Annotated in this window: 25 protein-coding genes; 14 read left to right on the top strand and 11 right to left on the bottom strand. The window is 71.0% G+C overall.

Features of this window, described 5'->3' with window-relative positions:
- The first annotated feature begins 158 nt into the window (after positions 1 to 158).
- Positions 159 to 1,355 carry a PucR family transcriptional regulator gene (locus SCMU_RS18505; protein ID WP_229230546.1) on the top strand — a complete coding sequence of 399 codons (1,197 nt, stop codon included), beginning with the start codon at positions 159 to 161 and terminating at the stop codon, positions 1,353 to 1,355.
- A 39-nt stretch (positions 1,356 to 1,394) separates the two neighbouring features.
- Here the strand turns inward: SCMU_RS18505 and SCMU_RS18500 are convergent, their stop codons facing one another.
- Both SCMU_RS18500 and cycA read right to left on the bottom strand, forming a co-directional pair.
- The gene (locus SCMU_RS18500; RefSeq protein WP_229230545.1) at positions 1,395 to 1,784 is read right to left on the bottom strand and encodes a helix-turn-helix domain-containing protein; all 390 of its coding nucleotides are present in this window, start codon (positions 1,782 to 1,784) and stop codon (positions 1,395 to 1,397) included.
- A 223-nt stretch (positions 1,785 to 2,007) separates the two neighbouring features.
- Positions 2,008 to 3,474, bottom strand: a complete 1,467-nt coding sequence (gene cycA / locus SCMU_RS18495) for a D-serine/D-alanine/glycine transporter (RefSeq protein WP_229230544.1) — start codon at positions 3,472 to 3,474, stop codon at positions 2,008 to 2,010.
- Positions 3,475 to 3,704: 230 nt separating this feature from the next.
- Here cycA and SCMU_RS18490 point away from each other — a divergent pair, with 230 nt between their 5' ends.
- A complete protein-coding gene (locus tag SCMU_RS18490) occupies positions 3,705 to 3,923 on the top strand; it encodes a hypothetical protein (RefSeq protein ID WP_229230543.1) in 219 nt (72 codons plus the stop codon).
- 44 nt (positions 3,924 to 3,967) lie between these two features.
- On the opposite strand, the gene SCMU_RS18485 is transcribed toward SCMU_RS18490, so the two are convergent.
- Both SCMU_RS18485 and SCMU_RS18480 read right to left on the bottom strand, forming a co-directional pair.
- A complete protein-coding gene (locus tag SCMU_RS18485) occupies positions 3,968 to 5,428 on the bottom strand; it encodes a sugar porter family MFS transporter (RefSeq protein WP_229230542.1) in 1,461 nt (486 codons plus the stop codon).
- A gap of 179 nt (positions 5,429 to 5,607) precedes the next feature.
- The gene (locus SCMU_RS18480) at positions 5,608 to 7,704 is read right to left on the bottom strand and encodes a 4-alpha-glucanotransferase (RefSeq protein ID WP_229230541.1); all 2,097 of its coding nucleotides are present in this window, start codon (positions 7,702 to 7,704) and stop codon (positions 5,608 to 5,610) included.
- A 154-nt stretch (positions 7,705 to 7,858) separates the two neighbouring features.
- On the opposite strand from SCMU_RS18480, the gene SCMU_RS18475 reads away from it, so the two are divergent.
- The 6 genes from SCMU_RS18475 (at position 7,859) to SCMU_RS18450 (ending at position 14,345) form a co-directional block, all read left to right on the top strand.
- A complete protein-coding gene (locus tag SCMU_RS18475) occupies positions 7,859 to 8,380 on the top strand; it encodes an AAA family ATPase (protein ID WP_229230540.1) in 522 nt (173 codons plus the stop codon).
- Positions 8,381 to 8,519: 139 nt separating this feature from the next.
- The gene (locus SCMU_RS18470; protein WP_371829611.1) at positions 8,520 to 10,679 is read left to right on the top strand and encodes a heavy metal translocating P-type ATPase; all 2,160 of its coding nucleotides are present in this window, start codon (positions 8,520 to 8,522) and stop codon (positions 10,677 to 10,679) included.
- Positions 10,680 to 10,692: 13 nt separating this feature from the next.
- Entirely contained in the window at positions 10,693 to 11,211 is a 519-nt protein-coding gene (locus SCMU_RS18465) for a hypothetical protein (RefSeq protein WP_229230538.1), read from the top strand.
- A 58-nt stretch (positions 11,212 to 11,269) separates the two neighbouring features.
- Positions 11,270 to 11,929 carry a DUF305 domain-containing protein gene (locus SCMU_RS18460; RefSeq protein ID WP_229230537.1) on the top strand — a complete coding sequence of 220 codons (660 nt, stop codon included), beginning with the start codon at positions 11,270 to 11,272 and terminating at the stop codon, positions 11,927 to 11,929.
- Positions 11,926 to 12,807: a F510_1955 family glycosylhydrolase gene (locus SCMU_RS18455; RefSeq protein WP_229230536.1), complete on the top strand. Its 882-nt coding sequence runs from the start codon at positions 11,926 to 11,928 to the stop codon at positions 12,805 to 12,807. Before SCMU_RS18460 ends, SCMU_RS18455 begins: the two co-directional genes overlap by 4 nt.
- Positions 12,804 to 14,345 (top strand): multicopper oxidase family protein, encoded by a 1,542-nt coding sequence (locus SCMU_RS18450; RefSeq protein ID WP_229230535.1) that lies wholly within the window; start codon positions 12,804 to 12,806, stop codon positions 14,343 to 14,345. The genes SCMU_RS18455 and SCMU_RS18450 overlap by 4 nt, the downstream gene beginning before the upstream one ends.
- Before the next feature lie 6 nt (positions 14,346 to 14,351).
- Here the strand turns inward: SCMU_RS18450 and SCMU_RS18445 are convergent, their stop codons facing one another.
- Together SCMU_RS18445 and SCMU_RS18440 are read right to left on the bottom strand one after the other, a co-directional pair.
- The gene (locus tag SCMU_RS18445) at positions 14,352 to 14,918 is read right to left on the bottom strand and encodes a sulfocyanin-like copper-binding protein (RefSeq protein WP_229230534.1); all 567 of its coding nucleotides are present in this window, start codon (positions 14,916 to 14,918) and stop codon (positions 14,352 to 14,354) included.
- A 10-nt stretch (positions 14,919 to 14,928) separates the two neighbouring features.
- A complete protein-coding gene (locus SCMU_RS18440) occupies positions 14,929 to 15,189 on the bottom strand; it encodes an SHOCT domain-containing protein (protein WP_338027573.1) in 261 nt (86 codons plus the stop codon).
- A 112-nt stretch (positions 15,190 to 15,301) separates the two neighbouring features.
- Between SCMU_RS18440 and SCMU_RS18435 the strand changes: the two genes are divergently transcribed.
- Positions 15,302 to 15,709, top strand: a complete 408-nt coding sequence (locus SCMU_RS18435; protein ID WP_229230533.1) for a DUF302 domain-containing protein — start codon at positions 15,302 to 15,304, stop codon at positions 15,707 to 15,709.
- An 82-nt stretch (positions 15,710 to 15,791) separates the two neighbouring features.
- Here the strand turns inward: SCMU_RS18435 and SCMU_RS18430 are convergent, their stop codons facing one another.
- Both SCMU_RS18430 and SCMU_RS18425 read right to left on the bottom strand, forming a co-directional pair.
- Positions 15,792 to 17,480, bottom strand: coding sequence for an ABC1 kinase family protein (locus tag SCMU_RS18430; RefSeq protein ID WP_229230532.1), 1,689 nt, complete (start codon positions 17,478 to 17,480; stop codon positions 15,792 to 15,794).
- Between the two features lie 19 nt (positions 17,481 to 17,499).
- Positions 17,500 to 18,198 (bottom strand): GntR family transcriptional regulator, encoded by a 699-nt coding sequence (locus SCMU_RS18425; RefSeq protein WP_229230531.1) that lies wholly within the window; start codon positions 18,196 to 18,198, stop codon positions 17,500 to 17,502.
- Positions 18,199 to 18,302: 104 nt separating this feature from the next.
- Here SCMU_RS18425 and SCMU_RS18420 point away from each other — a divergent pair, with 104 nt between their 5' ends.
- Positions 18,303 to 19,595 carry an MFS transporter gene (locus tag SCMU_RS18420; RefSeq protein ID WP_443020349.1) on the top strand — a complete coding sequence of 431 codons (1,293 nt, stop codon included), beginning with the start codon at positions 18,303 to 18,305 and terminating at the stop codon, positions 19,593 to 19,595.
- A 72-nt stretch (positions 19,596 to 19,667) separates the two neighbouring features.
- Here the strand turns inward: SCMU_RS18420 and SCMU_RS18415 are convergent, their stop codons facing one another.
- Complete coding sequence (locus tag SCMU_RS18415) at positions 19,668 to 20,273, bottom strand: TetR/AcrR family transcriptional regulator (protein ID WP_229230529.1); 606 nt, start codon at positions 20,271 to 20,273, stop codon at positions 19,668 to 19,670.
- 149 nt (positions 20,274 to 20,422) lie between these two features.
- Here SCMU_RS18415 and ggh point away from each other — a divergent pair, with 149 nt between their 5' ends.
- The 4 genes from ggh (at position 20,423) to SCMU_RS18395 (ending at position 24,853) form a co-directional block, all read left to right on the top strand.
- A complete protein-coding gene (gene ggh, locus SCMU_RS18410; protein WP_443020176.1) occupies positions 20,423 to 21,787 on the top strand; it encodes a glucosylglycerate hydrolase in 1,365 nt (454 codons plus the stop codon).
- A 285-nt stretch (positions 21,788 to 22,072) separates the two neighbouring features.
- Complete coding sequence (locus SCMU_RS18405) at positions 22,073 to 23,311, top strand: NAD(P)-dependent malic enzyme (protein ID WP_443020175.1); 1,239 nt, start codon at positions 22,073 to 22,075, stop codon at positions 23,309 to 23,311.
- A 49-nt stretch (positions 23,312 to 23,360) separates the two neighbouring features.
- Positions 23,361 to 23,864, top strand: a complete 504-nt coding sequence (locus SCMU_RS18400) for a DUF456 domain-containing protein (RefSeq protein ID WP_229230528.1) — start codon at positions 23,361 to 23,363, stop codon at positions 23,862 to 23,864.
- 23 nt (positions 23,865 to 23,887) lie between these two features.
- Positions 23,888 to 24,853, top strand: coding sequence for a hypothetical protein (locus SCMU_RS18395; protein WP_229230527.1), 966 nt, complete (start codon positions 23,888 to 23,890; stop codon positions 24,851 to 24,853).
- A gap of 312 nt (positions 24,854 to 25,165) precedes the next feature.
- On the opposite strand, the gene SCMU_RS18390 is transcribed toward SCMU_RS18395, so the two are convergent.
- Positions 25,166 to 25,654 carry an Lrp/AsnC family transcriptional regulator gene (locus tag SCMU_RS18390; RefSeq protein WP_229230526.1) on the bottom strand — a complete coding sequence of 163 codons (489 nt, stop codon included), beginning with the start codon at positions 25,652 to 25,654 and terminating at the stop codon, positions 25,166 to 25,168.
- Positions 25,655 to 25,737: 83 nt separating this feature from the next.
- Positions 25,738 to 26,430 (bottom strand): hypothetical protein, encoded by a 693-nt coding sequence (locus SCMU_RS18385; RefSeq protein WP_229230525.1) that lies wholly within the window; start codon positions 26,428 to 26,430, stop codon positions 25,738 to 25,740.
- Positions 26,431 to 26,432 lie beyond the last annotated feature (2 nt).

Below are 26,432 nucleotides of genomic sequence, written 5' to 3'. Positions count from 1 at the left end.
GTAGGCCTGCCTGTGAGGCCCATTACATGTTGCGGACCACGGAGCGAGATGACTTCCGCGGAATTCCGGGGATCACGCCGTCGCGCGTTGAACAGATGTCGGAGGATGGGGAGTCAGTTGTCTCCTCATGTGGTTGCGCCCCACGTATGCTTGGACGCATGCGGCACGGCGTCGAGGATCTGGTGGAAGCGGCGGCGGCCAAGCTCGGGCGCGGGCTGAGCGTCGAGGACCTCGATGGGCTGCTCATCGCGTACTCGTCCAATCAGGCCCAGGCCGATCCCGTGCGCGTGAACTTCCTCCTCTCCAAGCGGCTTCCTCCCGGGGTGCAGGCCTGGCAGCTCTCGCACGGCATCGCCACGGCGGTGCGGCCCGTGACCGTCCCCGCGAATCCCGAGCTCGGCATGTACGGCCGGGTGTGCGTGCCACTACTCGTCCGCGGATTCCGGGTCGGCTACCTCTGGGTGCAGCAGGGAGCCGACGAGTCCAGCTCCGCCGACATCCTTGCCGCGCTGCCCGGCATCCGGCTCGAGCTCGAGCTGATCGGGCAGCTGCTGCTCGAGTCCAACACCGCCGAGTCCGAGCACCGCCGCCGCCGCGAGGCCGAGTTCCTTGCCGCCGCCGCGGGGGACAAGTCCGCGCTCGCGGCCATCGCCGGGTGGCGCGAGGTCCACGGCCACGCCCCGTGGCAGGTCGTGGTGCTCCTCGACCCCGACGGGGTCACGCCGCAGGACCCGCAGGCCGCTGTTGTGGCGACGAGCTCGGCCGCGATGCAGGCCACGGCGGGCATCGACCCGGCCCTCTTCAGCGCCGGGACCGAGACGCACGCAGTCATCCTGTTCGCGGGGACCACCGCCCGGGCCTCGCACGCGGCGGTGCTCACGCACTACGAGCGGGAGCTCGCCAAGCGATCCGGCCGGCCCCAGGGGCGCGTCCTCGTGGGCATCAGCGAGCCGTTCACCGCCCTGCGCGGGCTCGGTGAGGCGTACGCGCAAGCGAGGGTCGCGGCGCAGGCCGCCGCCGTGGACCCGGAGCTCGGCGAGCTCGTGGACGTGCGAAGCGTCGGCGCCTACCAGCTGATGGGGGCGCTGGCCGCCGAGCCGACGAGCGTCTACTTTGCCCTCCTCGAGGCCGAGGACCGCAACGACGAGCTCCTGCCCGTGCTCGAGATGCTCTACGACTCCGACGGCGCGGTGCAGACGGTCGCCGACCGCCTCCATGTGCACCGTTCCACGGTGTACCACCGGCTCGCGCGCGTACGGAAGATCATCCGCGCCGAGCCGCTCTCCGGCCGCGTCCGGCAGGAGCTCCACCTCGCGCTCAAGGCCCGCCGCTGGGCCGGCAGGCCCCGGCTCTAGCGTCCCTGCGTTGAGGGGTCATGTCCCTGCGGCGAGGGGTCATGTCCGTGCGGCGTCGTCTGGCCCGGACTTCTTCTGGCTGGCGACCCACGCGAGCACATCCTCGCGCCGGATCCGCCGGTGCGTCCCGCGGTACTCGACGGGCCAGGTGCCGTTCGTCGTCAGCTTCCGCACGTACGAGTGGCTGATCCCCGCGAGCTCTGCCGCCTGGGCGACCGTGAGCACGTCCTCGGCGCTGCTGACGGTGACCGACTCGCCCCTGGCCAGCCGCGCGAGCAGGTTCCGCACCGCCTCGTCGGCGGGCCCCGCGAGCCGGTGGGCGGTGCCATCGACGAAGAGTGCCACGTCCCGCGCCGCGAGGGCATCGGCAAGGCGCGCGGCGTCGTCCGGCTCGAGGGCTGGCGTGGTGCGCGGGGCGAAGCGGCTCATGGGCCCAGCGTAGCCGCGCCGACAGCCGGCATCAGCTGCCCTGGGCCGCATAGGCTGCGTATATTCGCAGAGGAGATGCGGCCCAGGGCAGCACGTGCCTGGGCGGCGAGCGGCACCTTCGGGGGGCCCTGAGCCTTAAGCACGACGGCGGGTGCCCGGCTCGTGTTGAGCCGGGCACCCGCCGTCGTACTAGCTGCCACTGGACCCAGCAGCGAAGAGTAGGTCAGGCGTCGACCTTGGCCTCCTCGGCGAGGGTCTCCTGGTGGTTCGCGATGCGCGCCTGGTGCACCGGGGACTTCTTGACGATCTGCCATGCGACTCCGAGGACGATGAACCAGACCGGCGTCACGAGCAGGGCCATGAGGGTGTCCGGCTGGGTGGTGAGGGCCCACACGAGGAAGGCGAAGAACGCGAACACGACCCACACCATCACGCGGCCGCCGGGCATCTTGTACTTCGACTGTGCGTGCAGCTCGGGGCGGCGCTTGAGGAAGACGAGGTAGCTCGCGAGGATGATCGACCAGACGAACATGAAGCACACCGCGGACACGGTGGTCACCATGTCGAAGGCCTCGCCGATGCTCTTGCCCGCGTAGAGGAGCACGATGCCGGAGAGCAGCAGCACGCAGGAGAGGAAGAGTGCATTCTGCGGGACCTTGCGGGAGGACAGCTTGCCGAAGGCCTTCGGGGCGTCGCCCTCGATCGCGAGGCCGAACACCATGCGCGAGGTGGAGTAGATGCCCGAGTTCGCGCTGGACATGGCCGAGGTGAGGACCACGAGGTTGACGATCGTCGCCGCGGCGCCGAGGCCTGCGAGGGAGAACATCCCGATGAACGGCGAGTGGCCGGCCTTGAACTCCATCCACGGGGTGACGGACATGAGGATCACGAGGGCGCCCACGTAGAACAGGCCGACGCGGATGGGGATGGCGTTGATGGCGCGGGGGAGGTTCTTCTCAGGGTTCTTCGTCTCGGCCGCGGCGGTGCCGACGAGCTCGATGCCGACGAACGCGAAGACCGCGATCTGGAACCCGGCCACGAAGCCCATGAACTCCTTGGGGAAGAGGCCGCCGTGCTGCCAGAGGTTCGTGAAGGACGCGGTGCCTGCGCTCGAGGTGAAGCCGCCGAAGATCATCCAGAGGCCCGTGACGATGAGCGCGAGGATGGCGACGATCTTGATGAGGGCAAACCAGAACTCGACCTCGCCGAACGCCTTGACGGAGGGGAGGTTGAGGGCAAGCAGGACCAGGATCGTGGCGACGCCGGGGATCCAGAGGGGGATGCCGGGCCACAGCTCGTTGGCGTAGCCGGCGATCGCGACGACGTCCGCGACGCCCGTGACCACCCAGCAGAACCAGTAGGTCCAGCCGGTGAAGAACCCGGCCCAGGGGCCGAGCAGGTCGCCCGCGAAGTCGGAGAAGGACTTGTAGTTGAGGTTGCTCAGCAGGAGCTCGCCCATGGCCCGCATGACGAAGAAGAGCATGAAGCCGATGATCATGTAGACGAAGATCACGGAGGGACCGGCCACCGAGATGGTCTTGCCCGACCCCATGAACAGGCCGGTGCCGATAGCGCCGCCGATGGCGAGCAGCTGGATGTGGCGGTTGGAGAGGCCACGGGAGAGGTGCGGTTCGTCGACGTGGCTCGACGGTGAGCCAGACGGAACCCGGGACGGGTTAGGCGTTGTCATAGTGCGCAGACCTTCTCAGTTATCCAGAAAAATGTGACCCCTCTAACAGGGCTTTCTTAGCCTACAGTCCATGGGATGTGGTCTTGACCATACAGAGTGTCTTGATGATCACACAGTACGTGCGACACATGTCGCACGGGGGTTCGTGCAGTTGATGGATGAGGCCGCTCCGCCATAGCCTCGACTGTCGCTTATTTCCAAGCATTACTGCTCTGAGACGAGGAGATTCCATGTCCCACGACAGCCATTCGCATGAGGCCCTGACGGTTGTGGTCGGCTCGGCGCGCGAGCTCGACTCGGCACTGGACGGCGCCATCGGGACCCTGCAGGAGCGTGCCGCGGTGGCCCCGTGCTGCGGGATCCTCGTGACCCGCGAGGCTGCCGGCAAATACACCGTGGTCCGCGACCAGAGCGTCCCCTACGGCCTGACGCAGCAGCGCTGCGCCTGACTCGCAGGTGGGGCCGCCCGGCGGTGCGGCGTGCAGCGCCCGTGCTACGCGCCGCGCTTCTTCTGTGCCCGCACGAAGAGCGTCTCCGCCTGCTCGAGTGACATGCCGTTCGTCTCGGGCACCTTCGCGAGGACGAATACGAAGGACAGCGCCGCGAACAGCGTGTACATCCCGTAGGTGGCCGGCAGTGACCACGCAGCCATGGGCGGGAACGAGACGGTGATCAGGAAGTTGGCGAGCCACTGGGCCGCGGCAGCGATGCCGAGGCCCCGGGCTCGGATCGAGGGCGGGAAGATCTCGCCGAGCAGCACCCAGACCACCGGCCCCCAGGATGCGCCGAAGCAGACCACGAAGACGTTGGCCGCGACGAGGGCGACCGGTCCCCAGGCCCCGCTGAGCGTGGGCTCGCCGTTCGTGACGGTGGCCGTGGAGAAGGCCACGGCCATCGCCCCGAGCGCTATCGCCATGCCCGCCGAGCCCACGAGCAGGATGGGTCTGCGGCCCACCCGGTCCACGAGAGCGATCGCGACCAGCGTGACGAGGATGTTCGTGATCGAGGTGAGCACCGAGATCAGGAGCGAGGACTGCTCGCCGAACCCGACCGACTTCCACAGCGAGGTCGAGTAGTAGAAGATCACGTTGATGCCCACGAACTGCTGGAACACCGAGAGGGCGATCCCCACCCAGAGGACCGGCTTGAGGCCCAGCGCGCTCCCTCGCAGGGCGCCCTTGCGCTCGGACAGCTGGTCCTGTTCGATCGCCTGACGAATCTCGCGGATGGCGCGGTCGGCGTCCTCGTCCGGAGCGGTGTCCTTGAAGATCCGGCGCGCGGCGTCGTCCTTGCCCTTGAGGATGAGGAACCGCGGGGACTCGGGGAGGACGAACGCGATCCAGCCGTAGACGACCGCGGGGACCGCACCCATGATGAACATCCACCGCCAGGCGTCCAGGCCGAACCAGAGGGCATGGCTGGCGCCGCCGGCGCTCGTGCCGAGGACCGCGTCGCTCAGCAGCGCAGCGAAGATGCCGACCGTGATCGCCAGCTGCTGGAGTGACGCCAGCCGGCCGCGCATCCGGCGGGGCGAGATCTCCGCGATGTATGCGGGCGCGATGACGGAAGCAAGGCCGATTCCGAGCCCTCCGACGAGCCTCCACAGCACGAGGTCCCCCACACTGATCGCGAGCCCCGCGCCGATCGCGCTCGCGAGGAAGAGGAGCGCACCGAGCTTCATCGCCGGGATACGGCCGAACCGGTCCGCGATCGCCCCCGCGAGCCAGGCGCCGATCGCGCACCCGATGAGCGCGACGGCGACGGCGAACCCGGTCACCGCCTGCGAGAGGGCGAACGTCGAGCGGATGGAGTCGACGGCGCCGTTGACCACGGACGAGTCGAAACCGAACAGGAAGCCCCCGACGGCGCCCGCGGTCGCGAGGCCGATCACCTTCGCGTGGGAGACGCGGGGCCCGCCTTCGGCCTCTGCCGGCCTCCCGTGTGTTCCTGACATCGCGCTCCCCTCGCTCAGGTCGGTCCCGCCCAGCGCCCCCATTGCACCGACGCCGCGCGCGGGGTGCGGTGCCAGCATCCCACTTGCCGCTGGTCAAGCCAAGGGCATCCGATGCGACGGGCCAACGGTCGGAGGCTATCGGGAGGTGCAGGTGCTCACGGGCATTGAGGGCCCCAGCATCACTCCGCCTCCGTCCCCGGTGCAGGGCGCTCACGGGCATGGTTCTCGAGTGCATGGCGGACGACGCGGGCGAGCGAGGTGAAGCGGCCATGGTCCGGAAGGTCCTCGATCAGCACCGCGGCGCCCGTGGTATCAGTGAGCGGGACGCGCCAGTTGGGGTGCTCGCGGTACGTGCCTGGCTGGTTCTGCGTGCGGCGCTCGCCCACCGCGTCCACGAGCGCGACCCCGAGGAGGCACGAGGGCGTGAGGGCGATCAGCTCGTAGAGTGCCTCGATGACGCGCTGTTCGTCGGCGAGGCCCGCGCCCTGTGGGAGCAGGCCGCGCTCGCGCAGCAGCCCGAGCACGCCGTCGATCTCGGTCTGGGCGGCGGCGAGCTCCTCGGTGACGGGGCGCTCAAGGAGGCCCAGCGACTCGCGCAGCCGCACGTGGTCGCCGGCGAGATAGCCCGCGGTCGGGGGGAGGTCGTGGGTGTTCACGCTGGTGAGGCAGGCCTGCCGGTAGGCTTCCGGCGCGAGGGGGCGGTCGCCGTCGTGCTCGAACCAGAGGATCGAGGTGCCCAGGATCCCGCGCTCGGCCAGGTAGTCCCGCACCCACGGCTCGAACACGCCCAGATCCTCGCCGATCACGACGGCGCCGGCTCGCTGCGCCTCGAGGGCGAGGATGCCCACCAGGGCCTCATGGTTGTAGTGGACGTAGGTGCCGTCACCGGGGGAGGCGCCCTCGGGGATCCACCACAGCCGGAACAGCCCGAGGATGTGGTCCACGCGGATCCCACCGGCGTGCCGGAAGATCGTGCGCAGCATGTCGCGGTACGCCGCGTACCCGGACTCGGCCAGCCTCCGGGGGTGCCACGGCGGCTGGCTCCAGTTCTGGCCCTGTTGATTGAACATGTCCGGCGGCGCGCCGACCGTCACCCCGCGGGCCAGGACGTCGGAGAGCGACCACCCGTCGGCGCCGTCGGGGCGCACGCCGACTGCGAGGTCATGGATGAGCCCGATCTGCATCCCGGCCTCGAGGGCGCTCCGCTGGGCGGACTCGAGCTGCTCGTCGCACACCCACTGGAGCCAGCGGTAGAAGTCGACGGCGTCGTCCGCCTCGCGGCCGGCAGCCAGCGCGCACCACCGGGCGAAGTCCTCGAGCCCTTGGCCCGCCTGCTCGCGGAAGCGCGCGTAGGCGCGGTCGCGGGCGGGGCTCCGCTCGATCCGCCACACGAGCTCGAGGGCCTCCAGCTTCGCGGCGTACGACGCGTCGCGGTCCAGGAGCGCGGCCGAGGAGTTCACCCCGGCGAATCCCCTCGCGAGTTCCTCGGCCCGGCTCCGATCGGTGGTCGAGAGGTACGCGAACTCGTCGATGTCCTCGACCCGCAGGTACAGCGGGTTCACGAAGCGCCGCGTGGTCGGAAGGTACGGCGAGTCCTCGAGGGGAGGCGCCGGCTCACCGGCGTGCAAGGGGTTGACGAGGACGAAGTCCGCCCCCTCGGCGGCGCCCACCGCGGCCAGGTCAGCCAGGTCCGCGAAGTCGCCCACGCCCCAGGATCTCCCCGACCGCACCGAGTACAGCTGTGCCATGAGGCCCCACCGCCGGCGGTCCTCGAGCTGCGCGGTCGTGCCGAGCGCATCGGGGGTCACCACGAGCGGCGCCTCCGCTGTCTGGTCCCCGGTCCGGGCGTGCAGCGTGTGCCAGCCGAGGGGGAGGTCCGCGGGGAGGAGGAAGGCGGCGCGACCGGTGAGCACGCCGTCGACCGTCCGGGGCCCGTCCCAGTTCTCGACCTGCCGCGCGGGATACTCGGTGCCATCCTCGGCGACGACCCAGACGGTGACCGGGCTGCCGTGCGGCACGTGCACGAGGACCGTCGCGTCGGCGCCCTCGCGGATCACGGTGACTGCGGGAAGGAGCCGGCGCCATGGCGCGAGGTCGGCCTCGGCCAGGGCCTCACGCATCGCCTCCGGCGTGTCGGCGGCGACGCCCAGCGCGGCGAGCACGGACCGAAGCGTCGCGGGCCGCACCTCCTGCCGCGCCCCGCCCCAGCCCCAGAACGAGGTCGCCACACCGTGCCGCTCGGCCAGCTCGCGCAGGAGCTCCTCTGCATCCGCCATGGTCCCCACCCTATGCTCCGTTTCCGACACCGCGCAGGGCGGCTCGCGGCGCACGACGGCGCTCGGTGACGATTCGCGGACCGCGGCGCCTTCCGTGGCGGGCCCGTCCGCGGCTGTAGAGTGCGGGGACGACTCGCGTACGGGAGGATCTGGCGTGACGAACTGGTACGTCATCACGGGCGGCCCCAGCTCGGGCAAGACCACGACCGTGAACCTCCTCAAGGAGCGCGGCTACGCGACCACCATTGAGGACGCGAGGCACTACATCGACCTCCAGCGCCTCGGCGGCCGCACTGTCGCGGAGATCCGCGCGCGCCAGGCCGAGTTCCAGAGCAATGTGCTCGCGATCGAACTCGAGCAGGAGGCGCGGCTCGATCCGCAGGAGACCGTGTTCCTCGACCGGGCGATCCCGGACTCGCTCGCCTACTACCGGTTCCTTCGCCTCGATCCGGAGCAGTCACTCCTGGACGCCCTCAGGCGGGTCGACTACCGGAAGGTGTTCATCCTCGATCTCCTGCCGATGGTCAACGACTACGCGCGTACGGAGGATGTCGAGGCCCAGCAGCGCATCCATGAGCTCATCACCGAGGTCTACGAGTCCCTGCCCTTCCCTGTGGTGAAGGTCCCGCCTCTCGAGCCCTCTGCCCGGGTGGACTACATCCTCGCGAGACTCTGATCACCCAGCCTTGCACTACATACCCCCTAGGGGTATGTTGGAACTGCTGCCAGCGATGCACACGGTCCGCGAGCGCGCTACCGCCGATCGCCCCACAGCCCGAACTGACTCCGCACCAGGAAGGAACGGGTTCCTCAGGATGAACGAGCACAGCCACACGATGCATGCTGACGGGGACATGCACGGCCACGATATGCACGGTCACGACATGACCGCCCAGCTCCATGCCGCCCACGGCGACCCCCACGCCGTGCACACCCAGGGGGAGCACGCCGGCCACTCGGTGGCCATGTTCCGGGACAAGTTCTGGCTCACGCTCGGCCTGTCTGTCGTGGTGGTGGCCTTCAGCCCCATGTTCTGGCACCTGTTCGGCGCGATGCCGCCCATGTTCCCCGGCAGCGAGTGGATCGGCCCGGTGCTCGGAACCGTGATCTACTTCTACGGCGGGATGCCCTTCCTCAAGGGCGGAATCGGCGAGCTGAGGGCCCGCCAGCCCGGGATGATGCTGCTCATCTCGATGGCCATCACCGTCGCCTTCCTCGCCTCCTGGGCCACGAGCCTGAGGATCGGCGGCTTCGACCTCGACTTCTGGTGGGAGCTCGCACTCCTCGTCACCATCATGCTGCTGGGCCACTGGCTCGAGATGCGGGCGCTCGGCGCATCGCAGGGCGCGCTTGCGGCCCTCGCCGCACTGCTCCCCGATGAGGCAGAGCGCATCACCGGGGCAGGGGAGACGGAGACCGTGCCCGCGTCCGCGCTGGCCCCGGGAGACCTCGTCCTCGTCCGCGCCGGTGGGCGGCTTCCCGCCGACGGCCGCATCGAGGACGGCACCGCCGAGCTTGACGAGTCGATGATCACCGGCGAGTCCAAGACCGTCACGCGCGGGCCCGGCAGCGCCGTCGTCGCCGGTACCGTCGCGACCGATACGAGCGTGCGCGTGCGTGTCGAGGCCGTGGGGGATTCGACCGCGCTGGCAGGCATCCAGCGCATGGTCGCCGACGCGCAGTCGTCCTCCTCGCGGGCCCAGGCCCTCGCGGACCGCGCGGCGGCGTTCCTCTTCTACTTCGCGACCGGTGCCGGTGTCCTGACGTTCATCGCGTGGATCCTCCTCGGCAGCCTCCCGACCGCCGTGACGGCCACCGTCACGGTCCTCGTCATCGCGTGCCCCCATGCGCTCGGCCTCGCGATCCCGCTCGTTATCGCCATCTCGACCGAGCGCGCCGCGAAGGGCGGTGTCCTCGTCAAGGACCGCCTGGCCCTTGAGCGCATGCGCACGGTCGGCGCCGTGCTGTTCGACAAGACGGGCACGCTGACCAAGGGGGAGCCCGACGTCGTGGCGGCCGCCACGATGCCTGGCCTCGCCGGCCAGACGGGCGGCGAGGGCGCGACGGTGTCTGGTGACGCGGCGGACGACGGCGCGCTGGTCGCCTTGGCGGCCGCTGCCGAGTCCGAGAGCGAGCATCCGGTGGCGAGGGCGATCGTCCGCGCCGCCCGGGACCGCGGGCTCGCCATTCCCGCGGCCTTCGGATTCCAGTCGAGTTCGGGCCGGGGCGTCTCGGCCACGGTGGACGGGCGGCCCGTCCGCGTCGGTGGGCCGGCGATGCTGGCCGAGCTGGGGCTGGCCACACCCCCGGAGCTCGGGGGCGCCGTCGAGGGGTGGAAGGCCCGCGGCGCCTCGGTGCTCCACGTGGTCGTGGACGGCCGGGTCGTCGGGGCGCTTGCGCTCGAGGATTCGGTCCGCGACGAGTCCAGGGCCGCCGTGAGGGCGCTGCAGGGCCGGGGGATCCGCGTCGCGATGATCACGGGCGACGCGCAGCAGGTGGCAGACGCGGTCGCGGCGGATCTCGGCATCGACGAGGTCTTCGCCCAGGTGCTCCCGCAGGACAAGGACCAGAAGGTGGCGGAGCTGCAGCGCCGAGGGCTTAGTGTCGCCATGGTGGGCGACGGAGTGAACGATGCGCCGGCCCTCGCCCGGGCCGACGTCGGCATCGCGATCGGCGCCGGCACGGACGTTGCGATCGAATCCGCGGGAGTCGTCCTCGCCGGCAACGACCCGCGCTCGGTCGTCTCCGTCGTCGAGCTGTCCCGCGCCAGCTACCACAAGATGTGGCAGAACCTCGTGTGGGCCACGGGCTACAACATCATCACCGTGCCGCTCGCGGCGGGAGTCCTCGCGTGGGCGGGAGTCATGCTCTCCCCGGCCGTCGGGGCGATCCTCATGTCGCTCTCCACGATCGTGGTCGCGCTCAATGCCCAGCTCCTCCGGCGGCTGGATTTGGACCCTCGGAACGTGCGATAGGACGATGGGCAGCGTGCAGATCGACCCAACCCAGCCCGGTGGCAGGGCGCTCACGGCGCTCACTGCCGGCGAGTTGTGCCGACATGCATGCTGGGCCGTGCTCGTCATGGCGCTCGTAGCCGGCCTCTTGGGCATGCACGTGCTTGGCGGGCATGGGACCGCGCACTCGATGCTCCAGATGGTGCACCAGATCCCAGCCCAGACCGCCGCTCACCAGACGGCGTTCCCCGAGACAGCACCCCACCAGACCGCCGCCCGTGCCGCGGTGGCCCGCGGTGCCGTGGTCCACGTGCACGACGGCGCCCCAGCGGCTTCCGACGTCGAGTGCGGCCCCACGCAGCCCACAGTGCCCGCCGGCGCCAGCGCGCATTGCACCCCGGCACCCGGTGCCGTGCCGCCGGCGCCGCCCAGCGTCCTCGACTTGGCGCGTTCCGATGCGCTGCCGCATCCGCCCGCCGCCTCGACGCCTGACGGTGTGCGGCCGCGCGCCCCGGCGCCGGACCTCTCGCAGCTCTCGATCAGCCGGACGTGACGCGCCGGGCGCAACGCCCGGCTCCGCTCCCGCACGTCCTGACTCACGAGAGAAGACCATGAAGACTAGACACTTTGCCCTGCCCGCTGCCCTGTTGACCGCAGCCCTCGCGCTCGCGGGATGCGGCGGTGCCGCGCAGAGCCAGCCGGCCGGCCCGACACCGGCGGGTACGTTTCCGATGGAGCACAGCGGCCACGCGGTGCCCATGGACGCGTCGAAGGGCAGCCCCATCCCGAGCCCGTCGCAGAGCGCGTTCAACGCGGCGGACGCGATGTTCGCGCAGATGATGATCCCGCACCACGAGCAGGCCATCGAGATGAGCGGGACCGTCCTGGCCAAGCCCGGCCTCGACCCCCGCGTCGCGAAGCTTGCCGAGGAGATCAGGGCCGCGCAGGCTCCCGAGATCGCGACGCAGAGCGGCTGGCTCGAGGCATGGGGCCAGCCCAGGGCAATGCCCGCCGGTGCTGGCCGCGGCATGGACGGCATGGACGGCATGATGACGGCGGACGATCTGGCGAAGCTCAAGGCCGCCAGTGCCCCAGAGGCCGCCAGGCTGTTCCTCACCCAGATGATCGCCCACCACGAGGGCGCCGTCTCGATGGCCCAGACCGAGCAGGAGGGCGGGTCGAACCCGGAAGCTGTGGCCATGGCGCGCTCGATCGTCGATTCGCAGACCGCGGAGATCGACGGCATGAAGACGCTCTTGGGGCAGCTGTGAACGGCCGCATGGCCGGCGCCGTCGCGCTGGCCGTCGCCGCGGCGCTGGGGCTTGCCGGGTGTTCCTCCTCTGCACCTGCCGCCGAGCCCGGCAAGGGCCAGATCGGCGCCCCGGCGTCCGCGCTCCCGGGCGGCCATGTCCACGGGGTTGCGGCGGCAGCCGACGGGTCGAAGGTCCTTCTGGGCACCCATGGCGGTGTGTTCGACGTCAGCGGGGCAGCGCCCGCGCGGATCAGCCCAGCGGATGACTTCATGGGCTTCGTGGGTGATCCCTCGGACACCCTGTGGGCCTCCGGACATCCCGGGCCGGGCTCGAAGAAGCCGAATCCGCTGGGCCTCCTGCGCTCGGACGACGGAGGGAAGACGTGGGCGACCGTGTCCAATGAGGGCGTCTCGGACTTCCATGCCCTGGCGGTGACGAGGTCCGGCCTCGTCGGGTTCGATGGGACACTCAAGCGAAGCGCGACCGGAGAGCGCTGGGCGGACGTCGCCTCCGAGATCCGTCCGGCGACGCTGGCCGGGCACGCAGGCACCGACACGGTGCTCGCTACCACAGAGAGGGGGCTCTTCGCCTCGCCGGATGGCGGCGCCACCTGGCGGCCAGTGGCCGGTGCGCCCCTCGTGCGCATCGCGGCGTTCGCGGATGCGTACAGGGCCGTGGCGGTGGCACCCGACGGCACGGTGTATGCGAGTGGCGACGCTGGCGCGACGTGGGCGCGCTCCGGGACGATCGGCGGCGGAGACGTCGAGGCTGTGACTGCGGTAGCACCCGCCGGCGGCGGGCAGGTGCGCGTGTGGGCCGCGACGACGAGCGGCGTGCGAGAGTCACGGGACGGCGGGGCAACGTTCGCCGACTACATCCCGGGACGGCAGTCATGAGCGCCCCCCGCACGGGAAGAGTCACTCGCCGGTCCTACCTCGGACTTTCGCTGGCGGCCGCTTCGGCGGCCCTGTTCGCCGCCTGCACCCCGCCCTCCGAGGGCGTCGCCGTGGCGTCGCGGGGTGCGCAGCGGGTCCTGTCCGGCGACGACGCCGTCAAGGCGACAGAGGCCGCGCGGGCGTCGTCGGGCAGGACTGTTACGGCGAACCTCAGCGCGGGGCCGATCACGGCGTCGCTGGAGCAGCAGCCCGTCGCTACGTGGGGCTACAACGGCGCCTTCAACGGGCCCCTCCTGCGCGGTTCAGTGGGAGACCGGCTCGAGGTGGCCCTCGCCAATGGCCTACCGGAGCCCACGGTCCTCCACTGGCACGGTCTGGCCCTGGCCAATGACCAAGACGGGGTCGAGATCACCCAGAAGGGAGTTGAGCCGGGCAAGTCCTTCCAGTACGGGTTCAAGCTCTCCCACCCGGGTACGTACTGGTACCACTCCCATGTGGAACTCCAACGCGAACGCGCGCTCTACGGGCCCCTGATCGTGGACGATCCGTCCGAGCCCAAGGACTGGGACCGCGAGTGGGTCATCCTCCTGGACGACTGGATGGACGGGATCACAGGTACGCCTGAGTCCGTCCTGAAGGAGCTGCAGGCCGGGATGGGCGGCATGTCCTCCGGCATGCCGGGTATGGGCGCCATGCAGCACGGCCACATGCTGATGGGGGCAACGAGCGATTTCCTCGGAGGCGATGCCGGGGACGTCCGCTACCCGTTCTACCTGTTCAACGGGCGGACCCCGTCGGAGGCGGCCACGCTCGTGGCAAGGCCCGGAGACCGAGTGCGGCTGCGGATCATCAACGCCGCCGGGGACACGGCGTTCCGGGTCGGCGCGCCGGGGGTGAAGCTCACGGTGACCCACACGGACGGGTACCCGGTCGAGCCGAAGGAGGCCGACGCCGTCGTGCTCGGGATGGGCGAGCGGATCGATGCGCTCCTGACCGTGCCCGAGGGGTGGACCCCCCTCATGGCCCGGCCGGAGGGGAAGCAGGGGCTCGCGCTGGGGCGGATCAGCACGGGGACGGGGAAGGAGCCGGTCGTCGCTGCGCTGCCCGCGCGACTGGGCGGGACGGTGGTCGACGGCGGCCAGCTCGCCTCGACACCGGCCGTGCGGCTGCCCTCCAAGGCGGCGAACGTCAGGCACACGGTCCGGCTCACGGGGTCGATGATGGCCTATGACTGGGGCCTGAGCGGCCGCCGCTTCGACATGGCCGACCCGTTCGCGGGCGCGCTCGAGGTGCGTCAGGGCGACCGGGTCCAGATCGACTTCGTCAACGAGAGCACGATGTGGCACCCCATGCATGTGCACGGGCATACGTTCCAGATCGGCGAGTCCGGGGCCAGGAAGGACACCGTGATCGTGCGGCCAGGCACGACTGTCAGCGTGAACTTCGATGCCGACAACCCCGGCCAGTGGCTCTACCACTGCCACAACGCCTATCACGCGGCGCGGGGCATGACGGGAGTCATCAGCTACGTGCGCTGATACTCGTCACGTCACCGTGAGCACGGTGTACATTCCGGCAGAGTAGTGGCCCGGGAGGTTGCAGATCAGCTCGTACCTCCCGGGCTTCAGCTCGAGCGTGGCCCACGAGGACGAGCCGGGCAGGATTCCCTCCCCGGCCCCCTCGGCACAGTTCGCGGAGGCCTCGCCGGCGGACGCTGACTCGTCGACGGTGCCGTCGGCGCCCACAGCCCGCGTGCCCGCGGTCTGGCCGTCGGGGAGCGGGAGGACCACGAGCTCATGGGTCAGGGTCCCGGCGTTCCTCACGTCGAAGGAGACCTTTCCCCGGGGCACCGACGTCGTGTCGGCCCAGAGACGCATGCCGACGCGCATCCTCGGCCCGCCCATCATTCCGGCGCCCATGTCGGAGAGGGCCACGTGCACGGTGGGGCCCGCGAAGCTCGGCGAGCTGCAGGCGCTAGCGCCCGGTGCGCCCTGCCGCGAGAAGGGGCCTCCGGGTATCAGTGCTGCGAGGCCGAACAGCGACGCCGCCGTGAGAAGAAGTGCCGCAGCGGCGGCGACGACGATGGTCCGGGTGCCTGTCCTGCCGTTCACCGCGGCACCGTCACGGCCGGTGCCGCAGGGCGTCGAGACGGGCTCTGAATTCCGTCTCGTCGATTTCCCCGCGGGCAAAGCGCTGGGCGAGGATGCGCTCCGGGTCGTCGCTGCCAGGCAACCGCGGATCGTAGCGTCCCGGCCCCCCGCGGCTGTTGCGGACGGCGAACACCACGAGCGCCACCACACCGCCCCAGAACGCAAGCATCACGAGGGCCATGAGAATCCAACCCCAGATCCCCATCCCGCCGTACCAGCCGTACATCATCATGCGCTCCCTTCGTCATCCCCAGTCTGCCCGCGGGCATCCGAATTCGGGCAGTGCCGAAGTACCCGGCCCACTGGCACTTGCCCGATGGCCTCTGGATTGAGAGCGTTGGCACATGGCGTACACCCTCACCACCCAGGTTCCCCTCCCGTTCACCGAAGCGATCGACGCGGTCAAGGCGGCCCTCGCCGGGCAGGGCTTCGGAGTGCTGACCGAGATCGACATCAGGAAGACGTTCACCGCCAAGCTCGGCACCGAGGCGGGCGACGCCGTGGGCGACTACGTGATCCTCGGCGCGTGCAACCCGAACCTCGCGAGCCGCGCGATTGCCGCCGAGCCGGAGATGGGGGCGCTCCTGCCGTGCAACGTCGTGGTGCGCCGGGCCGGCGGCTCAGACGTGACCACGGTCGAGGCGATCGATCCCCAGACCATGGTGCAGCTCAGCGCGAGCGAGCACGTGCGTGAGGTCGCGGACGACGCCGGCACGCGCCTCCGCGCGGCCCTCGCCGCGGTCTCGCACTAGCCGGAAGCCGGACGCCAAGGACGAGGCACGCGTCCTCGAGGGCCCGGACCCCGGAGGGCCCCGGTCCGTGAGACCACGGGCCTCAGCGCCGCCGGGTGGCCGTCGTGACGACGAAATACCCGCTGAGCCCACCGAGGGCTGCCATGCCGGTGCGCACGAGGGGCTCGCGCCAGCCGCGCCAGCGCTTGTCCGACGCGACGACCTCGCCCACGCCGCGGATGAACGCCGCCGCGATCACCCCGGCGAGCACCTTGTTGCCGATCCGCTCGGCCCGTGCCATGAGCGGGTCGAGCTCGGCGGCGCGCAGGTGCACCTCGAAGCCGCCCGCGTCGAGCATTCGACTCAGGCTGTCGATGAGGTCGGGGACGTCCGCCGCGAGGTCCAGCGCGGTGAGCCCGGCGGCCTTGAGCCCCCGCACGATCGCGGCCGGCGAGTACTGCTCGATCAGGAGCCGCCGCACGTGCGGCTCGAGGACCCGTGACAGCCGGAACCCGGGGTCGAGGACACGGCCCAGGCCCTCGGCCATGACCAGCATCTTGATGACGATCGCCGCCTCCGCCGGCATGAGCAGCCGGTGGTTCCGCACCACGCTGAGGAGCTTCTGCGCGAGTCGGGCCACGTTGACGTCGGCGAGGTCCACGCCGTCATACAGGTGGATGAACTCGGCCACGTCCACGGCGAGCCGCGCGCGGTCCGCCACGGGCCCCGCCAGGGACATGGCCTCGAGCGCGCGGGCAAGGCGCCGCGGGTCCTTGCGCGCCAAGGCGATGAGCAGGCGTCCGAGGTCCGCCCGGAGGGCGTCGTCGATCTCCCCGACCATCCCGAAGTCGATGATCGAGATCCGCCCCGTCGGCTCGACGAACATGTTGCCCGGGTGCGGATCGGCGTGGAAGAAGCCGTCCTCGAAGATCATCTGCGCGAGCGCCGCCGCCGCGTGGTCGGCGAGGGCCCGGCGGTCGAGCCCCGCGGCGTCGAGCGCGGCCACGTCGTTGATCTTGAGGCCCTCCATGAACTCGAGGGTGAGCACGCGTGACGTCGTCGTGTGCCAGAAGACCCGCGGGAAGCGGAACCGGGAGTCGCCCGCGAAGTTCGCCGCGAACCGCTCGGCGCTGCGTCCCTCCTCGAGGTAGTCGAGCTCCTTCGTGAGGGTCCGGGAGAACTCGGCGACGAGGCCCACAACGTTGTAGTCGTCCAGCACGCTCCACGCCCGGCTCGCCGTCGCGGCGACGTTGCGCAGGATCTCCAGGTCCTCGCGGATCCGCTCGACCGCGCCCGGCTTGCGGACCTTGACCACCACCTTGGTGCCCGAGCCATCGTCGCTGCCGTCCGCGAGGCGGGCAAGGTGGACCTGGCCGATCGACGCGCTCGCCAGCGGCACGTCGTCGAACTCGCTGAAGGCGGCAAACGCGTCCTCGCCGAGCTCCTCGCGCACGACGGCGCGGATCGCCTCCGCGGGCACCGGCGGCGCCGAGTCCTGCAGCTTCGCGAGCTCCAGCTGGTAGGCCTCGGGGATGAGGTCGGGGCGCGTGGAGAGGATCTGCCCGAGCTTCATGAAGGTGGGGCCGAGCTCCTCGAGAGCCAGACGCACATGGACCGGGCCGCCGACTGGGGTGCCCGGGGCGGCCTCGCCTTCGGGCCTGATGGCCCGTCCGCGGGGGATGAGCCGCGCGAACCCGGCGCGGGCCAGCACTTGGCTGAGGCCGTGCCGTGCGAGGACGTCGGCGATCTCGCGGTACCGCCGCGTGTGGGTGGTCCAGGGACTCGGGGCCATGGGATGAGCCTACCCGCGCTCACTCCATCAGGATCCGCGCGAGCCCTTCAGTCACGGGCATCCGCCCGGCCTCGACGTGGGCGGCGGAAAGCGACTCGGCCAGATGGGCCCGGCCGGTGAGGATCGCGTCGGCGAGGTCGTCGTGCTCGTGGGCGCTGAGCTCGAGCGGGCGGTTCACGGAAAGGCCGAAGATCCACCGGTTCAGGCCGCGCAGCGGGCGCATGGAGCGTTCGAGGAGCGCGTTGCCCGTCAGGGCGACGATCTGGTCGTGGAAGGCGGAGTTGAGCTCGGACGTGCGGGCCAGATCGCCGCCCTCGAGCGCCGAGCGCGACTCCGCGAGGGTCCTCGTGAGCACTGAGCCGTCCGCGCCGCCGGCGACTCGTTCGGCCGCCCGGGCCGCGGCGAACGACTCGAGCAGCACACGAAGATCGAACAGCTCGTCCACATCCTTGAGGGTCAGCTTGCGAACCACCGCGCCGCGCCGGGGCGCCGTGACGAGGAAGCCATCCTGCTCGAGCCGGTGGATGGCCTCGCGGACGGGGATGCGGGAGACGCCGTACTGCTCGGAAAGCTCGCGCTCGCGCAGTCGCTGGCCCGGGCGCAGCTGTCCGGAGAAGATGGCGTTGCTGATCTGCTGGTAGACCTGCGCGGCCATCGCCGTATCGGACGTTGCTGCACTTGACACTGTCGCGTCGGGTTCCGAGAGCTTACTTTCCACGCTGTGAGAATACCTGTCTCGCGGCGTCTTCATCTGTCGGCCGGGCCGGTTCGCCGAGTAATCTGAGAGCACCTGTTCGCCCCCGCCCGGAGGTCGCCGTGTCCGTGCCCCATCGGTCTGATGCGCATCGGCCAGCGCTGCGTCCGGACGCTGTGTCCCCGCTCGCCGAGCCCACGACGCCCGTGCGTTCGCCGTGGATCATCGGCGTGGTCCTCGTCAACATCGGCATCAACGTCGCCTTCTTCGCGCCCATCCAGGTGCTGCTCGCCCAGCAGTCGGCGCACTTCGAACCCGGGCAGAAGGAAGCGATCTTCGCGCTCGTCAACGGCGCCGGCGCCGCCGTCTCGGTCTTCGGCAACCCGCTCGCGGGCGCCCTCTCCGATCGGACCGTGGGCCGCTTCGGCCGGCGGCGTCCGTGGGTCCTCGGGGGCGCCGTCGTGGGGGCGATCGCCCTCGTGGGCCTCGCCGGGGCGCCGAACGTGGCGGCCATGACGGCGCTGTGGTGCCTTGTGCAGGCCGGGTGCAACGCGGCCTACGCCGCCATCACGGCCGCCATCCCGGACAAGGTGCCCGTGACCCAGCGCGGGTCCCTGGGCGGGCTCGCGGCCATGGGCATCACCACGGGCATCCTCGTGGGCGCGATCGTCGCCGCGGCCGTGTCGGGGAACTTCTCGCTCGGCTATCTCATCTGTGCGACCGCGCTGCTCGTCAGCATCGTCGCGTACCTGGCCCGCGCGGACGACGCCCCTCTTGCCCGCTCCGCGCTGACGCCGTTCTCGCTGTGGAGGTTCCTTGCCTCGTTCTGGGTGAGCCCGCGGCGCCATCCCGACTTCGCCTGGGCCTGGATCACCAAGCTGCTCGTGAACATCGGGAACCACATGGTCCTGCTGTACCTCGTCTACTTCCTCGCGGACGAGGTCCACCTCGAGCAGACCACCGGCATGGCTCCAGCCACCGGCGTCCTCATCCTCACGGGCATCTACACCGTGCTTGTCATCGCGACGAGCGTGATCGGCGGCAAGGTCAGCGACCGGATGGGCAGGCGCAAGCCTCTCGTGATCCTCTCCTCGTGCGTCATCGCCGCCGCGTCCCTGACCATCGGGCTGTTCCCCACCTGGCCTGGCGCCATCGTCGGGGCGACCGTGCTCGGCATCGGGTTCGGCGCCTACCAGGCCGTCGACTTCGCGCTCGTCACCCAGGTCCTCCCGCGCGCCGAGGACCGCGGGAAGGACATGGGCGTCATCAACATCGCGAACTCGCTCCCGCAGGTCATCGCGCCCGCTCTGGCCTACCCGTTCGTGGTGTTCCTCGGCGGGTACGTTTCCCTGTACATCGCGGCGGCCGTGATCGGGCTCTTCGGAGCGGTGTTCGTCACGAGGATCCGCAGCGTCGCCTGAGCCCTGCGCGGCCCGGGCATCTGGAGTCACCCGCAGAAGGGGACCCCCGGAGGTGACACCCGCACGGGCGCGTCAGCGGCGCAGGGGGCGGCGGCGGGCGACGATCTCGCAGGCTGCCTTGAGCTGCTGCTCGGCCTCGTACGGCATGAGCCTGCCGGTCCGCACAGCGGATACGAGGCCGGAGACCACGTGCAGGATGCTCTTGCCGCGTCCCGAGTCGCCGGCGAGCTGGCCGAGCGTGGACCAGGAGAGCTCGTCGACCTCGCCGATGAGGCCGGAGAGCTCATGGTCGACCGGAACCACGAGCTCGTCGAGGCACGAGTTCACGGCGGGCTGGGCGAGACGCATCGCGAACATCTCCACGGCGGCACCGGCGAGCTGGCGGGCTCGCTGGTCGTCCGTGCGGACCGTGTTGGCGCGGCCCTCGACGCGGGAGCGCAGTTCGAGCAGCTGCCGGCGGTGGAGGGCGAGGAGGAGATGCGCGGAGGAGGGGAAGTAGCGGTAGGCGGTGCTCGAGGAGACGCCGGCCTCGCTGGCCACCTCGGTCACGTCGACGTCGGGATACTCGCGCGTGGCGAAACGGGCTGCTGTGTCCAGGAGCTGGTTGTACCGGGCGGCCAGACGGGGCGTGGCCGGGGGCGGCGCGGGGGTCACTAGATCCTGGGGCAGTTCAAGCACAGCGCAGCAACCTCTTTCCGGACGCTTCTGCACGCTTCCGGCGCGGCGGGGTGGAGCACGTGCCGGGGGACTGTCCAACTATACGCCAGCGCAGGTGGGACCTGCCGAGGCCGTTGACTGGCGCTGGCCGTCAGAGGATCGTCGGATCCGTGGAGCCGACTCGTATGCGCGCGCAGGCCCGAGCGGTGCTCGCGGCCAACGACAACGGCGTGATCGTCCGGGCTGCGCCCCGGCTGTACCCGCACCAGTGGAGCTGGGACGCCGCGTTCGTGGCAACGGGACTCTCGACCGTGAGCGTGCCGCGGGCGCTCGCTGAGCTCGGACACCTGCTCGACGCCCAGTGGGACACGGGCATGATCCCGCACATCGTCTTCTCAGACGCAGTCCCCTCCGACGGCGGGGACTACTTCCCGGGCGTGGACCGCTGGCGCACGGCCGGGATCTCGCCCGCCGGCGTGAGGTCGAGCGGGATCTGCCAGCCGCCGGTGCACGCGACGCTCCTGCGGCGGATCGTGGAACGGGCGACGGCGCGCGGCGGCGAGGATGCGCGGCTCGCCGAGGACTTCGCGCGCGACACGCTGCCGCGGTGGGCCCGGTGGCACGAGTGGCTGCGCCGGGCGCGGGCGGCGGACGGTTCGGGGCTCGTGACGATCTACCACGGCTGGGAGTCCGGCATGGACAACTCGCCCCGGTTCGACGGACCCTACTCCCATGTCCGGCCCGGGGACCTCGAGCCGTTCGTGCGCACGGACACGCGGATCGTCGCCGACGCGAGCCAGCGCCCGAGCGACGAGGAGTATGCGCGCTACCTGTGGCTCGTCCAGCAGATGGCGGAGGTGGCGTACGACGACGCGCGCCTCCCCGGAGCCGTCGACTTCCAGGTCAAGGACGTCTTCACCTCCGCCGCGCTCGCCGCCGCGAACGAGGACCTGGCCGTCCTCGCAGAGCGCTTCGGGCGGCCGGGGGACCCGGTGTCGGACCCCACGCGGCTCCGCGAGTGGGCCGCCGAGTTCCGCGAGGGCGTGGACGCGACGATCGACCCGGCCACGGGGCTCGCGAGGGACCGCGACCTCCTCGCGGGCGAGTGGATCGCGGTGCCCACGATCGCGGGATTCGCTCCGCTCATCTCGAGCACTGACCCGGCAGTCCGCGCCTCGCAGTCGGAGCTCATCGACGGCGCGGCATGGGCTGGGGACCCGCGCCTCGCATTCGCGCTGCCGCCGTCGACCGCCACGACCTCGCCCGCGTTTCGGCCTCGGCAGTATTGGCGAGGGCCCGTGTGGCCGGTCATGACCTCGTATCTGGCCCAGGCCGTGCGCCGCCACGGCGACGAGGCCCGGTACCGGCGGTGGCGGGAGGCGTCGCTCGACCAGCTCACCCAGGCCCCTGCCGGCCCGGGCCAGTCAGACGAGTACCCCTTCGGCGAGTACTACGAGCCGTTCACAGGGGAGCCGCTCGGCAGCCGGAACCAGTCGTGGACCGCGGCCGTGGCGCTCGAATGGTTGGACGACTGAAGACTTCCACCTTGCGGAAGACCGCCGGTGTCCGCCTATGATGTCTCTACCTCTTTCCCCGAGGCCGGCGCTCAGCGGACATCCCCGCGCATCAGCCGGCTCCCGGAAGCGCCGAACCCGGCAATGACCCCGGATCCTCCCCTCGAGACTGTGCTCTGCACGCCTGCGCCGACAAAGCGGTCGGCGCGGCGACCAGCGCACGGCCCGCCCCGCCGTCGTGCACCAGATTCCGCCACAGCGCGGATTCTTCCAGGTGCGGCGGCACCTGACCCAGGAGACAGTGCCGTGTCCACGTCCATTGACGCCCCCGCCCAGAATCAGGCCTCCCAGCCCCAGACTGCCCAGACTGCCCAGACTGCCCAGACCCAGCCGATCACCGATGAGGAGATCTTCGCCGCGCACGAGGGCGGCAAGCTCTCGATCGGCGTCGACCGCCCGCTCACCACGAAGCGCGACCTCTCGATTGCGTACACCCCCGGCGTGGCGCAGGTCTCCCGCGCGATCGCCGCAGACCCGGCCCTCGCCCGCACGCACACGTGGGCCTCCCGGCTCGTCGCGGTGGTCTCCGACGGGACCGCGGTGCTCGGGCTGGGCGACATTGGCCCGTCCGCGTCCCTGCCGGTGATGGAGGGCAAGAGTGCCCTGTTCAAGACGTTCGGCGGGCTCGACTCGATCCCGATCGTGCTCGACACGACGGATGTGGACGAGATCGTCGAGGCCATCACGCGCATCGCGCCGAGCTTCGGCGCCGTGAACCTCGAGGACGTCTCAGCGCCGCGCTGCTTCGAGCTCGAGGCCAAGCTGGTCGAGGCCCTCGACATGCCCGTGATGCACGATGACCAGCACGGCACCGCCGTCGTGGTCCTGGCCGCTCTCACGAACGCCGCGAAGGTCGTCGGCAAGGAGCTCGCGGGGCTCAGGGCGGTGATCGCCGGGGCCGGCGCCGCGGGCATCGCCATCGCCGAGATCCTCCTCGCCACCGGGCTCACGGACGTGGTCCTCCTTGACTCCAAGGGTGCCATCCACGCCGGCCGCCCCGATCTGGCCGAGTCCAGGAACGCGATGAAGCGCGAGTACGCCGCCCGCACCAACCCGCGCGGGGTGGCCGGCGGCACCGCCGAGGCCCTCGCCGGGGCGGACGTGTTCATCGGCGTGTCCTCCTCGAAGGTCCCCGAGGAGGACATCGCCGGGATGGCGGACGGCGCCATCGTGTTCGCGCTCTCCAACCCGGACCCGGAGGTGGCGCCCGACGTCGCGCGGCGGCACGCCTCGGTCGTCGCCACCGGGCGCAGCGACTTCCCGAACCAGATCAACAACGTCCTCGCGTTCCCGGGCATCTTCCGCGGCGCCCTCGACGCCGGCGCCCGCCGCATCACGCCCGAGATGAAGATCGCCGCCGCCCGGGCCATCGCGGAGCTCGCTGAGGACAAGCTCTCCGCGGACTACATCGTCCCGAGCCCCCTCGACCCCCGCGTCGCGCCCGCCGTCACGGCCGCAGTGATGCGCGCCGCGTCCGGCTCCTAGTCCGGCCCCTATGGCTGGCCTCTAGCCCGACCTCTGGCAGGATGGCCGCGTGGACACCAGCATCCTCGCGGCCCTCCTGTGCGGGGTGGCACTCGCGATCTCCCTCGCCGGCATCATCATCCCCGTGCTGCCGGGCAGCATCCTCGGCCTGCTCGCGCTGCTCGAATGGGCTCTGTTCGGCGGGGCCGGCTGGGGCGGCTGGCTCGTGTTCGCGATCGGCGGGGTCCTGTTCGCGTGCGGCATGGCGTCCTCGGCCCTCCTGACCGGGAGGCGGCTCAAGCAGCGGTCCATCCCGAGCCGGTCCGTGCTGGTCGGCGCAGTCCTCGCGATCGTGGGCATGTTCATCGTCCCGGTAGTGGGGCTCGTGGCGGGGTTCGCCGTCGGGCTCCTGCTGAGCGAATGGCAGCGCACGGGACACCTGCGGGGCGCCGCGTCGTCGTCGTGGGCGGCGCTCAAGGCGACCGGGCTGGGGATCCTCGTCGAGTTCGGCTTCGCGTGCGTGGCCGCGACCGTGTGGGTGATCGGGATCTGGGTGCATTTCGCGACCCGATGAGGCAGGTGGCTAGCATGGTGGGCATGGCTTCCGGCGAGCTGGACCGCCAGCCCTCGTTCCACGACACCCGAGACCTCACGCCGTTTCGCAGCGCGCAGGTCTATGCCCCCGTGCGCGGGATGGGGCGCAGGATCGCCCAGCAGGTGGCCGTGCGCGTCCGGGCACCCCGGCTGCGGCCGTTCGCCTCCAAGATCGAGAAGCAGGTCTATGCGGCCGTCTTCGCGCACGGGGAGCCCGAGCGGCTCGTGCTGCTCGCGAGGGCACACCCCGGCTGGTCGGGACTCTGCTACGTCATGGCCGGCATGCACGCCTACCGGTCCCACCACCACGCCCAAGCGGCCGAGTTGCTTGCGCGCGGGCTCGCCGGCGCGAGCGAGCCGGCCGCGACCGCGTTCGCCGCGGAGTACCTGGGCGGGGTGCGGCACTGGATAGAGGTCTCGGAGGGCGTCGAGGTCGAGGCCGTCTTCAGCGAGGAGGCCGTGTGCCTCGCGCTGGCACACAGCCTGCGAGAGGTCGGGCGTCCCGAGGAGGCGGTCGCGGTGCTCGCCCCGCTGCCGCCATCGGTCCCCGCTGCCCTCGCCGCGTGCCGGCTGGCAGAGGTGCTCGGCAGGCCCCACGAGATCGTTGCCCGCACGGAGGGCCTCACCAACGCCAGCGACCTCGCCGCGGCGCTGCTCGTCCTGCGCGCCCGGGCCCTGCGCGAGCTCGGGCGGCGCGCCGAGGCGCAGGCCGCCGTGCGGGAGGCGATGCGTCGGCGCCGCACGTCATTCGCCGTCAAGAACGCCGCCGCCACCGAGCGGGCCCTGCTCCTGCTCGGCGTGGGCCGTCGCACCCGCGGCGGTGGCCACAGGGCGGGCGGGGATGCCGCGCCGTCGTCCGCGTTCGACGAGCTCCGCGAGGTCACGAAGGCCCGGCGCGTCCGCGAGGCCCGCGCCCGTGAGCTGTGGGTGCGGGACTTCGAGGACCTGGAGCGCGGTCCCGGGGAGTAGGCACGTCCGTCTCGGGTACGCCAACTCGCGCCGATTTCCGTCTCGGGTACGCGAGATCGCGCCCACCGCAAACGCGGGTACGCACGACGTCGGCCCCGTGGCTCGCGCTGCCGGCACACCCGAGTAGCCACCTCCACGCGGCTCGGGGGAGTCGCCGCGGTGCTCACTTCTTGCGGCGGCGCACCACCAACATGATGTACAGGGCAACCAACACGATGTACAGGGCAACGGCCACTGCGACCAATGCCCCGACGCTGATCCCTGCACCTCCACCGGCGAGCATGCTAGAACTCCTTGGACGGCGCCATCTGCCTAGTGATCCGCAGCATACCCGCCCTCGGTGAGGAGGGGGTGCGTGCGGTACGGGATGACCGTGCGGAGGATCATCCGCGTGGACGTGCGGCGGATCCCGGGGCAGAGACGGATCTCCTCGGAGACTCGGTAGAGGTCATCGGGGCTCGTGGCGACGACGCGGATGAGCAGGTCCGTGTCCCCTGCCGGGGCGAGGCATTCGAGGACCTCCGGGATCCCGCCCAGGGTGGCCACGGCCTCGTTGATGTGGCTCTGGTCGAGCTCGGCGCTGACTTCCGCGAGGACCCCGCGGCCCAGGCCTTCGGGGTGCACGCGGGTGCTGTTCGCGCGGAGGACGCCGCTTGCCGTCATGCGCTCGAGTCGTGACTGCACCGTGCCGCGCGCGAGGCCGAGCCGCTGGGCAAGCACCATGATGGGCGCCCTCGGGTCCTCGTCAAGGGCGAGCAGGATGCGCCGGTCGGTCGGGTCAAGCTGCTGCGATCTGATCACTCCTCGCGTGGATTCGGGCAGATGTTCGGTCAGATTGACCACTCTACTCCGAGTCTGTTGCCAATCGCGCCGAGTACTTGCTCTCATAGTGGCAGATAGCCCAACGGTCCACCGGCCGGGAAGGCGCGGCGACGGCGCGTGCGGAACACCAACCGCCCGGGACCCGACGGGGCCACACCAGCCCCGGCTGCACACCGATACCTTGCTGGAGCAAGCGAGAAGGCCCCGAGGCTCAGTGCCTCGGGGCCTTCTCGTTGCGAATGGTTCCGTGCTGGGATCCGGCTTGGCGTCAGCTCGCGCGGCCGACGGCGAGAACCGGCAGGGTGCCGGTGTGCGGGCCGGGCCGGTGGGCGGCAGGTGCCGGCCGGGTGTGTGCGACGACGACGGCGGCGGGCTTTGCAGGGGCAGGCTCGCCGGCCTCGGCCGCCGGCGGGCTTCATGGCTGCGGGCGTTGCGGGCTCGGTCTTCGGGGTATCGGACTTCGCATCCGCAGCGGCGCGCCGGGCGGCGAGGATCGCGTCCGCCTTCGCGACGATGGCCTGGCGCGTGTACTCGGTGCGCGTGTTCTCGGTGCGGGCGGCCTCCGCCGGGGCAGCCGGCTGCTCCTGGCGCCGCAGGGCACGCAGGATCGCCGAGACGAGCGAAGCAACGCCCTGTCCTGCCCCACAGATGATGAGCGTGATGGTGGTGGCCACGGCAAGGAAGGCGACGAGGACCCCTCCGATCATGACCGTCCCGAAGTACACCAGATTGGTCACAGCCAACGCGTCATCCACTG

The organism is Sinomonas cyclohexanicum (assembly GCF_020886775.1).
Lineage (GTDB): Bacteria > Actinomycetota > Actinomycetes > Actinomycetales > Micrococcaceae > Sinomonas > Sinomonas cyclohexanicum.
Note: the sequence above shows the minus strand (reverse complement) of the source record. Positions and strands in the feature narration are given on the sequence as shown.

Bases quoted from the DNA above. Each gene is read 5' to 3' on its own strand.
- SCMU_RS18485 (WP_229230542.1), bottom strand. From the start codon at position 5,428: ATGTCAGGAACACACGGGAGGCCGGCAGAGGCCGAAGGCGGGCCCCGC.
- SCMU_RS18500 (WP_229230545.1), bottom strand. From the start codon at position 1,784: ATGAGCCGCTTCGCCCCGCGCACCACGCCAGCCCTCGAGCCGGACGAC.
- SCMU_RS18450 (WP_229230535.1), top strand. From the start codon at position 12,804: ATGAGCGCCCCCCGCACGGGAAGAGTCACTCGCCGGTCCTACCTCGGA.
- SCMU_RS18460 (WP_229230537.1), top strand. From the start codon at position 11,270: ATGAAGACTAGACACTTTGCCCTGCCCGCTGCCCTGTTGACCGCAGCC.
- SCMU_RS18505 (WP_229230546.1), top strand. From the start codon at position 159: ATGCGGCACGGCGTCGAGGATCTGGTGGAAGCGGCGGCGGCCAAGCTC.
- cycA (WP_229230544.1), bottom strand. From the start codon at position 3,474: ATGACAACGCCTAACCCGTCCCGGGTTCCGTCTGGCTCACCGTCGAGC.
- SCMU_RS18440 (WP_338027573.1), bottom strand. From the start codon at position 15,189: ATGATGATGTACGGCTGGTACGGCGGGATGGGGATCTGGGGTTGGATT.
- SCMU_RS18470 (WP_371829611.1), top strand. From the start codon at position 8,520: ATGAACGAGCACAGCCACACGATGCATGCTGACGGGGACATGCACGGC.
- SCMU_RS18395 (WP_229230527.1), top strand. From the start codon at position 23,888: ATGGCTTCCGGCGAGCTGGACCGCCAGCCCTCGTTCCACGACACCCGA.
- SCMU_RS18480 (WP_229230541.1), bottom strand. From the start codon at position 7,704: ATGGCGGATGCAGAGGAGCTCCTGCGCGAGCTGGCCGAGCGGCACGGT.
- SCMU_RS18490 (WP_229230543.1), top strand. From the start codon at position 3,705: ATGTCCCACGACAGCCATTCGCATGAGGCCCTGACGGTTGTGGTCGGC.
- SCMU_RS18430 (WP_229230532.1), bottom strand. From the start codon at position 17,480: ATGGCCCCGAGTCCCTGGACCACCCACACGCGGCGGTACCGCGAGATC.
- SCMU_RS18435 (WP_229230533.1), top strand. From the start codon at position 15,302: ATGGCGTACACCCTCACCACCCAGGTTCCCCTCCCGTTCACCGAAGCG.